Below are 7,324 nucleotides of genomic sequence, written 5' to 3'. Positions count from 1 at the left end.
ACGCGGCGATGAACAGAATGCACCCTCTAGGCGTCGGCAAGCCGGAGGACGTAGCGAACGCGGTTGCGTTTCTGCTGAGTCCCGCGGCACGATGGATGACGGGAAGCGTTTTGGACGTTGATGGTGGATACGGTTGTGTGTAGGGTGTTTTTTTTAATTGGGTGCACTTACGACGTGGTGTTTTCCGTCGTGCCCGCCCGGAGGAACCCCTATTTCAACATGGTGGAAAAAAACGGCAAGGGACGATTCTCCCTGTGCAAGCCGTCCGCTTTTGTGGCCCGCCAGCAGGCGCCGGAAGTGTTCGACATGAATGCTTCCATATATGTTTATAACCCGAAGGTCTTTGCAAGAGGAGTCAAATCTCCCGCGGCACTGGATCTCGACGTGTTCGTCATGCGGGATTTCGGTGTCATAGACATTGACCACGAGGAAGATTTGGGGATGATGAGCCTCCTCCTTGAGCACGGTGAACATCTTCTCCCAGAGGGGCTCCGCGAGAAAAAGAAAATGCTGATGGCGCAAGCGGGCGGCGGGTATGAAGGGAGGGTGGAGTGATGATGGAATATTCGAAGCAGCATGACGTAAAGAAACTCCTTCTTCAAGGAACGAAGAGCGTCCTGGAAGCGGTGCAGCACCTGAACGACACCGGCTCCCAGATTTTGTTAATTGTCGACGATTCCGGGAAACTTTCCGGAACACTGACCGACGGCGACATCCGGCGGTGCATCAGCGCAGGGAAACCGCTTTCCGCGCCTGTTATTTCCAAATGTTCTCATCTTTCAAGGCGGGTGATCCTTAGTCGCGGCGTGCAGATAATGGAGGGAGCAACAGTTCAGTGCGGTGTTTTTTTAGGTGAAAACAGCATTGTCAACAGCGGTGCGGTCGTTGATCACGACTGTCGTATAGCTTCGCACGTCCATATCGCCCCCGGTGCTGTACTCTCCGGAGGAGTGCATGTAGGCGAGGGAGCGCATATAGGAACTGGTGCAGTTGTGATCCAGGGAATCTCCGTCGGAAGGAATGCGCTTGTTGCGGCTGGATCTGTTGTGGTGTCCGATGTTCTGGACGGATATTTGGTTATGGGAATACCTGCAAGGAGGAAAGAGCGATGAAATACTGCACGCGATGCGTCATGCCCGATACTCGCCCCGGAATAGTATTTGACGAAGAAGGAGTATGCTCGGCGTGTCGGGCATACGAACGTAGAAAACAGATAAACTGGGAGAAACGATACGAAGAGCTGAAGGCTCTCTGCGACAAACATCGCAACAAGGGGCCCTATGGCTACGATTGCATGATCGCTGTCAGCGGAGGCAAAGACAGCCACTTCCAGACGCATGTGATGAAAGAGAGAATGGGCATGAACCCCATCCTCGTTTCCGTAGAGGACAATTTCCCCATGACTGAGGCAGGCAAGAACAACATAAGGAACATCTCCGAGACTTTTGGCTGCGAAATCATCGCTATAAAACCAAACATCCGTGCGCAGAAGCGCCTGATGCGGACCATGTTTGAAAAGTATGGGAAACCCACGTGGTACATAGATAGGCTTATCTACACCTATCCACTGCACATGGCGGCCAAGTTCAAGATTCCGCTTCTGGTGTACGGAGAGAACATAAGCTACGAGTACGGCGGACACGGCGCAGTGGAAACACCTTCCGCCAGAGAGCAAATATCTAACGGCGTCGCGGCTGACATCTCTGTCGATGAACTTCTGGATGATGTTGTCTCAACCAAGGATCTCACCCTTTGCCAACCACCGACGGAAGAAGAGATGAACTCTATCGAACCGGTCTATCTGAGCTACTTTCTTCCGTGGAACAGCTACTCCAACTATCTCTTTGCCAAATCCACAGGCTTCCATGATCTGACGCACGAGTGGGACCGGACGCACAACGTCGAAAATTTCGACCAGGTCGATAGTCGAGCCTATACGGTCCATTACTGGATGAAGTATCCCAAGTTCGGGCCATCAGGCAGCAACAGATTACGCCTCCCGTTTTGTACGTTATGGTCTCATGACTCGCGAAGAAGCTATCGAATTGGTAAAACAACATGACCACGATCTCGATCCCCAAGCTGTGAGGGACTTTTGTCAATTTTGCGGCTATAGTGAACGCGAATTCTGGAATATAGTCGATCGCTGGTACAACAAGGAGTTGTTTGAAAAGGACTCCTTCGGCAGGTGGATGTTGAAGTCCCCTGTATGGAAAAGCTTTCTGTAGAGAAGGAGCAGTGCCTTTCACCCTTCCGTTTAATCTTTGCTCCGATAATGGGTTCGTTAGAGCATTCAAAGAGATATGGAGTTGAAATGGAATGCAGCGAAATAGTTTCTTTTCTAACACGGCGAAAATACTCATGGTCGGCCTCGGCTCCATGGGTTGCCGGCGCCTACGTCTTCTCTTGAGATTCTTCCCTGATTTCTCCGTCGCCGCTTTCGATAGACGGACGGACAGAAGGGAGGCGGTGGCTCTCAAGTTCGGTTGCCCGATCTTCGAGGAGTTTGAAGAGGCGCTTGAGGGCTTCGCCCCCCAAGCATTGATTGTCTCGACTCCTCCCGAGGCGCACGCCCTATTTCTGACGGAGGCGCTTCGGAGGGGAAATCATACCTTCTCGGAACTTGATTTACTGGACGAAGGCTACGACGAGATTCTTCCCTTCGAGGAGCGCGTCTCTCCTGTAGTCTTCCTCTCCTCCACAATGCTCTACCGTTCCGAAAACCGATGGGTCATCAAGAACCATGGGAAGACGGGGACAAGGAAGTTCTATACCTACCATGTCGGGCAGTACCTGCCGGACTGGCACCCTTGGGAAAAGTACGACGAGTTTTTCGTCGGTTCACCCCGGACGAACGCTATCAGGGAAATTCTGTGCATCGAACTTCCCTGGCTGACGGAGTCTTTCGGAAAAGTGACGGACTTCAGCTGCTCCTGGTCCCGGACCAGCTCCTTGAAGCTGCCGTACCCTGACACCTGCCAGGTCCTTCTGCGCCATGCCGATGGAACGACGGGGAGTCTCACCATTGACTGTGTCTCCAGGAAGGCGGTCAGAAATCTTCGTATCTGCGGTGAGGAGGGAACGATCCTCTGGGAGGGAAACAGCCGGTCTCTCCGGTATTTCCCCCCGTCGGGAGAACCGATCCATCCCCTGCTTGATGAAAAGGAACTTGAACGGCAGGCGGGATATGCTGAGTTCATCAGCGAAAGCCCCTACCTGGAGGAACTGCGCCACTTTTTCCGCCTGGTCAGCGGCGAAACGGCAGAACGGCTCTACAGCTACGCCCGCCATCGGGAGATCCTGCGTCTGGTGGATGAACTCGAGAGGGAGTGGAGAGAGCAATGAAGGTATGTTTCTTCGGCATGGGGTCCATCGGGATGCGTCATGCCCAAAACCTGAGACATCTTCTCCAGGCTCGCGGCCAAGAAGGGGAGATTCATGCCCTCCGCTCCGGCAGCGGCGGGGAAATACCCGAAGGCCTGGCGGACAGAAGTTGTGCATCCTGGGATGACCTGGAACCGCTCTATGATCTGGTCTTCATAACCAACCCGACGGCGATGCACTATGAAACGCTGCTCAAGGCCGAACCCCTGGGAAGGTCCTTTTTCATCGAGAAGCCTGTTTTTCATAGTTCCTCTGTAGCGTCCGGCATTCCCCGTTCATTTCCAGAAAAGACGATTCATGTTGCCTGCCCGCTCCGGTTTCACCCGATAATCGAACACTTAAAAGCACGTCTGCCCGGAAAGGTTCTTGCGGCCCGCCTGTTGTGCTCATCCTATCTTCCCGACTGGCGGAAGGGCAAGGACTACCGGACCGTCTACAGTGCCCGCCGGGAACTTGGAGGGGGCGTAGCCCTCGACCTGATCCACGAGCTTGATTACGCCCGTTGGCTTTTTGGCCAACCTGAGAAGGTCGTCCGGGTGTCCGGCAAATATTCTGCCCTTGAGACCGACTGCGACGACGGGGCCGCCTATATCATGACCTGCGGGGGGCGACTGGTGGAAGTCCATCTGGATTATTTCGGGCGAAAGCCCCGCCGGGAACTTGAGCTGATTTGCGAGGATGACACCTTCATTTGCGACCTTCTGCAGAGGACAATGACCTCCCTGCTGTCGGGGGAAACGACGGTCTTTCCCCAGGAGGACCTCTACGAGAAAGAGATGGCCTATTTCCTGGACCTTTCCGAAAAAGGAAGTCAGTCCTTCAACTCCCTGGAGGACGCCTTGGCAACGCTTCGCGTCGCCGAAGGAGGAGAAAATTCGTGAAGGAGATACTGTTTACCGTCTGCGGCAGGGGCGGATCCAAGGGCATAAAGAACAAGAACATCCGTCCTCTCTGTGGCGTGCCGCTGATCGCGTGGACCCTTTTCGACGCTGCCTCGGCTTTCCTTGGCGATGAGAAAATACGAAAAACCCTGGCGGTGGACAGTGACTCCGACGAGATTCTTCAGACAGCCGGACGATTCGCTCCAGGAGCCTACTTCCACAAGCGGCGTGATGAACTTGCCGGGGACAGGGTGGCGAAAATGGACGTCATCGGCGAGGTGCTCTCCCACGTTGCAAGAGACACGAGACGGACCTTCGACGCCGTGGTGGACCTTGACATTACCTCTCCCCTGCGAACGCCGGAAGATATTGAGAGGATTTGCGATGTATTTTTCAGGGGGGGGAAGGACGTGGTGTTTTCCGTCGTGCCCGCCCGGAGGAACCCCTATTTCAACATGGTGGAAAAAAACGGCAAGGGACGATTCTCCCTGTGCAAGCCGTCCGCTTTTGTGGCCCGCCAGCAGGCGCCGGAAGTGTTCGACATGAATGCTTCCATATATGTTTATAACCCGAAGGTCTTTGCAAGAGGAGTCAAATCTCCCGCGGCACTGGATCTCGACGTGTTCGTCATGCGGGATTTCGGTGTCATAGACATTGACCACGAGGAAGATTTGGGGATGATGAGCCTCCTCCTTGAGCACGGTGAACATCTTCTCCCAGAGGGGCTCCGCGAGAAAAAGAAAATGCTGATGGCGCAAGCGGGCGGCGGGTATGAAGGGAGGGTGGAGTGATGATGGAATATTCGAAGCAGCATGACGTAAAGAAACTCCTTCTTCAAGGAACGAAGAGCGTCCTGGAAGCGGTGCAGCACCTGAACGACACCGGCTCCCAGATTTTGTTAATTGTCGACGATTCCGGGAAACTTTCCGGAACACTGACCGACGGCGACATCCGGCGGTGCATCAGCGCAGGGAAACCGCTTTCCGCGCCTGTCGGCGAAGTGTGCAATCCCTCCCCGAAGACGGTGTCGTCCTTTTCCCCCGGCAGGGCGAGAGTCCTCATGGAGCGATATGGAATCAGCAGGGTTCCCGTGGTGAGTAAAAAGGGGGAGCCTGTTGCGGTAATCTACCTGGAGGATATTCTCTCAGAGGTAGCGGCGGTCGAGCGCCAGGAAAACAAGGTCGTGGTTATGGCCGGCGGAAGGGGAAGCCGTCTCGATCCCATCACGAGGATCGTTCCCAAACCTCTTCTTCCCATCGGTGACAAGCCCATGCTGGAACTGATCATGGAGTCCTTCGGAAAGCGGGGGTTTTCGGAATTTCTTCTTTCAATCAATTACCGCAAGGATTTCATCAAGACCTACCTTGCCGAGCGAAGCGACCTGCCCTTCTCCGTGTCCTGTGTGGAGGAGGAGACATTCCTCGGTACGGCGGGGAGCCTTGCCCTCATGAAAGAGAGCCTTTCAAAAACCTTTTTCGTCAGTAACTGCGACATCCTGGTGGACGTGGATTATCTTTCCGCTCTTGAGTTTCACCGGGAAAACAGGTATGCCTTTACCATAATAGGGGCGCTGAAGAAAGTGAGTGTTCCCTACGGCGTCATTCATATCTCGGGGGGCGAATTCGAAACGATCGAGGAAAAACCCGATGTCCCCCTGATCGTGAACACCGGCGTATATATCCTGGAACCGGAGTGCATCGACCTCATCGGCGAGGGGGAAAAGCTCGACATGCCGGACCTCATTGGCCGGGTCAGGGACAGGGGAGGCAGAATAGGCGTCTTCCCGGTGCACCGGAAGTGGATCGACATCGGGCAGTGGGGGGAATATAAGCAGGTTCTGCAGTAGTTCCTTGGAGTTGAAGAATCGTTCCAGAATGGGCGGGGATGTGAAGGAAAAAGCGAGATTCCTCCGGCTACGCCGTTCGGAATGACAGGCCACGGTTGTCATCCTGAGGGCGTTTTTTGCCTGAAGGATCCTGTGTTTGACTGCATTCAGAGTCAAATTCGGGATCCTTCCCTCGCTGAGTTCGGGATGCTGCGCGATCACTTCGTTCAGGATGACAAAAGCGAGGTCCTTCGCATCCGCTCAGGACGACAAAAGCGAGATCCTCCCCTCGCTGTGCTCGGGATGCTGCGCGATCGCTTCGCTCAGGACGACAGACACTCAGGATGATACGAGCGGTTTGTCGTCCTGAGGCCGGGTTTATGGCCGAAGGATCTCGGTCTTGCCCCTAAGGGACGAAAAACCAACCCCGAGATCCTTCCCTCGCTGTGCTCGGGATGCTTCGCGATCGCTTCGCTCAGGACGACAGACACTCAGGATGATACGAGCGGTTTGTCGTCCTGAGGCCGGCTTTCTTGGCCGAAAGATCTCGGTCTTGCCTCTAAGGGACGAAAAACCAACCCCGAGATCCTTCCCTCGCTATGCTCGGGAAGCTGCGCGATCGCTTCGCTCAGGATGACAAGAGCGAGGTCCTCCCCTCGCTGTGCTCGGGATGCTGCGCGATCGCTTCGCTCAGGATGACAAGAGCGAGATCCTTCGCATCCGCTCAGGATGACAAGAGCGAGATCCTTCGCATCCGCTCAGGATGACAAGAGCGAGATCCTTCGCATCCGCTCAGGATGACAAAAGCGAGATCCTCCCCTCGCTATGCTCGGGATGCTTCGCGATCGCTTCGCTCAGGACGACAAATTCGAGATCCTTCACTTCGCTCAGGATGACAAAAGCGAGATCCTCCCCTCGCTGTGCTCGGGATGCTTCGCGATCGCTTCGCTCAGGATGACAAAAGCGAGATCCTTCCCTCGCTATGCTCGGGATGCTGCGCGATCGCTTCGCTCAGGATGACAAGAGCGGGGTCCTTCGCATCCGCTCAGGATGACAGACACAGACACTCAGGATGACAGACACTCAGGATGACAGACACTCAGGATGACAGACACTCAGGATGACAGACCTTGAGGTTCCGCTCAGGTTGACAAGCCGTCTCGATCCCTTGTTTATGCTCAGGCTCTTTCGCTGTACAATAGGTTCCGGGAAAATGTTAAGAGAAGTCGTATTT

The 7,324-nt window shown here is 54.7% G+C and carries 8 protein-coding genes; all 8 read left to right on the top strand.

Annotated elements, in window-relative coordinates; genetic code table 11:
• Window positions 1-143, top strand: a 143-nt coding sequence (locus JMJ95_RS13575; RefSeq protein WP_290686395.1) for an SDR family oxidoreductase, incomplete at its 5' end; no start/stop codon positions are given.
• The gene (locus JMJ95_RS13570; protein WP_290686393.1) at window positions 121-555 is read left to right on the top strand and encodes a hypothetical protein; all 435 of its coding nucleotides are present in this window, start codon (window positions 121-123) and stop codon (window positions 553-555) included. The genes JMJ95_RS13575 and JMJ95_RS13570, both read left to right, overlap by 23 nt.
• Window positions 555-1,112 (top strand): DapH/DapD/GlmU-related protein, encoded by a 558-nt coding sequence (locus tag JMJ95_RS13565; protein WP_290686391.1) that lies wholly within the window; start codon window positions 555-557, stop codon window positions 1,110-1,112. The genes JMJ95_RS13570 and JMJ95_RS13565 overlap by 1 nt, the downstream gene beginning before the upstream one ends.
• Window positions 1,109-2,062, top strand: coding sequence for an N-acetyl sugar amidotransferase (locus JMJ95_RS13560; RefSeq protein WP_290686389.1), 954 nt, complete (start codon window positions 1,109-1,111; stop codon window positions 2,060-2,062). Before JMJ95_RS13565 ends, JMJ95_RS13560 begins: the two co-directional genes overlap by 4 nt.
• A 257-nt stretch (window positions 2,063-2,319) precedes the next feature.
• A complete protein-coding gene (locus JMJ95_RS13555; protein WP_290686386.1) occupies window positions 2,320-3,345 on the top strand; it encodes a Gfo/Idh/MocA family oxidoreductase in 1,026 nt (341 codons plus the stop codon).
• Window positions 3,342-4,265, top strand: a complete 924-nt coding sequence (locus JMJ95_RS13550; protein WP_290686384.1) for a Gfo/Idh/MocA family oxidoreductase — start codon at window positions 3,342-3,344, stop codon at window positions 4,263-4,265. Before JMJ95_RS13555 ends, JMJ95_RS13550 begins: the two co-directional genes overlap by 4 nt.
• Window positions 4,262-5,056 carry an acylneuraminate cytidylyltransferase family protein gene (locus JMJ95_RS13545; RefSeq protein WP_290686382.1) on the top strand — a complete coding sequence of 265 codons (795 nt, stop codon included), beginning with the start codon at window positions 4,262-4,264 and terminating at the stop codon, window positions 5,054-5,056. Before JMJ95_RS13550 ends, JMJ95_RS13545 begins: the two co-directional genes overlap by 4 nt.
• Window positions 5,056-6,111: a nucleotidyltransferase family protein gene (locus tag JMJ95_RS13540; protein WP_290686380.1), complete on the top strand. Its 1,056-nt coding sequence runs from the start codon at window positions 5,056-5,058 to the stop codon at window positions 6,109-6,111. Before JMJ95_RS13545 ends, JMJ95_RS13540 begins: the two co-directional genes overlap by 1 nt.
• The last annotated feature ends 1,213 nt before the right edge of the window (window positions 6,112-7,324 follow it).

Origin of the sequence: Aminivibrio sp. (assembly GCF_016756745.1) — a bacterium.
In the GTDB taxonomy this organism is placed as follows: Bacteria; Synergistota; Synergistia; order Synergistales; family Aminobacteriaceae; genus Aminivibrio.
The sequence above is the reverse complement of the archived record's forward strand: the minus strand, read 5'-3'. Positions and strand labels throughout refer to the sequence as shown.

Coding starts and splice junctions, on each gene's coding strand:
- JMJ95_RS13570 (WP_290686393.1), top strand. CDS start 121: ATGGTGGATACGGTTGTGTGTAGGGTGTTTTTTTTAATTGGGTGCACT.
- JMJ95_RS13565 (WP_290686391.1), top strand. CDS start 555: ATGATGGAATATTCGAAGCAGCATGACGTAAAGAAACTCCTTCTTCAA.
- JMJ95_RS13560 (WP_290686389.1), top strand. CDS start 1,109: ATGAAATACTGCACGCGATGCGTCATGCCCGATACTCGCCCCGGAATA.
- JMJ95_RS13555 (WP_290686386.1), top strand. CDS start 2,320: ATGCAGCGAAATAGTTTCTTTTCTAACACGGCGAAAATACTCATGGTC.
- JMJ95_RS13550 (WP_290686384.1), top strand. CDS start 3,342: ATGAAGGTATGTTTCTTCGGCATGGGGTCCATCGGGATGCGTCATGCC.
- JMJ95_RS13540 (WP_290686380.1), top strand. CDS start 5,056: ATGATGGAATATTCGAAGCAGCATGACGTAAAGAAACTCCTTCTTCAA.